The sequence below is a fragment of the Acinetobacter sp. YH01024 genome, assembly GCF_013420195.1.
Taxonomy (GTDB): Bacteria; Pseudomonadota; Gammaproteobacteria; order Pseudomonadales; family Moraxellaceae; genus Acinetobacter; species Acinetobacter amyesii.
The window spans coordinates 1-1,468 of the sequence record NZ_VOYQ01000101.1 but is presented as its reverse complement, the minus strand read 5'-3'; the positions used below and the strand labels follow the sequence as shown (position 1 = coordinate 1,468).

Annotated in this window: 1 protein-coding gene and 2 pseudogenes; 2 read left to right on the top strand and 1 reads right to left on the bottom strand. The window is 54.4% G+C overall.

The window, feature by feature from the left end:
• A pseudogene (locus tag FTT88_RS17035) lies at positions 1-229 on the bottom strand (IS4 family transposase); the annotation flags it as partial.
• 89 nt (positions 230-318) lie between these two features.
• Here FTT88_RS17035 and sul2 point away from each other — a divergent pair.
• Positions 319-1,134: a sulfonamide-resistant dihydropteroate synthase Sul2 gene (sul2, locus tag FTT88_RS17030; protein WP_001043260.1), complete on the top strand. Its 816-nt coding sequence runs from the start codon at positions 319-321 to the stop codon at positions 1,132-1,134.
• A gap of 86 nt (positions 1,135-1,220) precedes the next feature.
• A pseudogene (gene glmM / locus FTT88_RS17025) lies at positions 1,221-1,468 on the top strand (phosphoglucosamine mutase); the annotation flags it as partial.

Here is a 1,468-nt window from a genome sequence, read left to right as displayed (position 1 = left end):
ACTGAGAAATTTGACGATAATCAAAATACTGACCTGCAAAGAAGCGCTGCATACGTCGATAAAATGATTGTGGTAAACACTTGATGGGCAAGGCTTTAGATGCAGAAGAAAGATTACATGTTTGCTTTAAAATAATCACAAGCATGATGAGCGCAAAGCACTTTAAATGTGACTTGTTCCATTTTAGAGATTTGTTTAAGATAAGATATAACTCATTGAGATGTGTCATAGTATTCGTCGTTAGAAAACAATTATTGTGACATTATTTCAATGAGTTATCTATTTTTGTCGTGTACAGAGATTATTATAGAAGCCCCCATGAATAAATCGCTCATCATTTTCGGCATCGTCAACATAACCTCGGACAGTTTCTCCGATGGAGGCCGGTATCTGGCGCCAGACGCAGCCATTGCGCAGGCGCGTAAGCTGATGGCCGAGGGGGCAGATGTGATCGACCTCGGTCCGGCATCCAGCAATCCCGACGCCGCGCCTGTTTCGTCCGACACAGAAATCGCGCGTATCGCGCCGGTGCTGGACGCGCTCAAGGCAGATGGCATTCCCGTCTCGCTCGACAGTTATCAACCCGCGACGCAAGCCTATGCCTTGTCGCGTGGTGTGGCCTATCTCAATGATATTCGCGGTTTTCCAGACGCTGCGTTCTATCCGCAATTGGCGAAATCATCTGCCAAACTCGTCGTTATGCATTCGGTGCAAGACGGGCAGGCAGATCGGCGCGAGGCACCCGCTGGCGACATCATGGATCACATTGCGGCGTTCTTTGACGCGCGCATCGCGGCGCTGACGGGTGCCGGTATCAAACGCAACCGCCTTGTCCTTGATCCCGGCATGGGGTTTTTTCTGGGGGCTGCTCCCGAAACCTCGCTCTCGGTGCTGGCGCGGTTCGATGAATTGCGGCTGCGCTTCGATTTGCCGGTGCTTCTGTCTGTTTCGCGCAAATCCTTTCTGCGCGCGCTCACAGGCCGTGGTCCGGGGGATGTCGGGGCCGCGACACTCGCTGCAGAGCTTGCCGCCGCCGCAGGTGGAGCTGACTTCATCCGCACACACGAGCCGCGCCCCTTGCGCGACGGGCTGGCGGTATTGGCGGCGCTGAAAGAAACCGCAAGAATTCGTTAACTGCACATTCGGGATATTTCTCTATATTCGCGGTTCAGCAGGCATGTCCCCTTTGAGGGCGACCCGACGACAGGATAATCGACCTTATGGTGCGCAAATATTTCGGCACAGACGGTATTCGTGGCAAAGCCAACGAAGGCGCGATGACGGCGGAAACCGCCTTGCGCGTCGGCATGGCGGCTGGCCGTGTCTTTCGTCGCGGTGACCACCGCCATCGTGTCGTGATCGGCAAGGATACGCGCCTGTCGGGCTATATGCTTGAACCCGCGCTCACAGCCGGTTTCACCTCGATGGGCATGGACGTATTCCTTTTTGGCCCGCTGCCGACAACGTA

Bases quoted from the DNA above. Each gene is read 5' to 3' on its own strand.
- sul2 (WP_001043260.1), top strand. From the start codon at position 319: ATGAATAAATCGCTCATCATTTTCGGCATCGTCAACATAACCTCGGAC.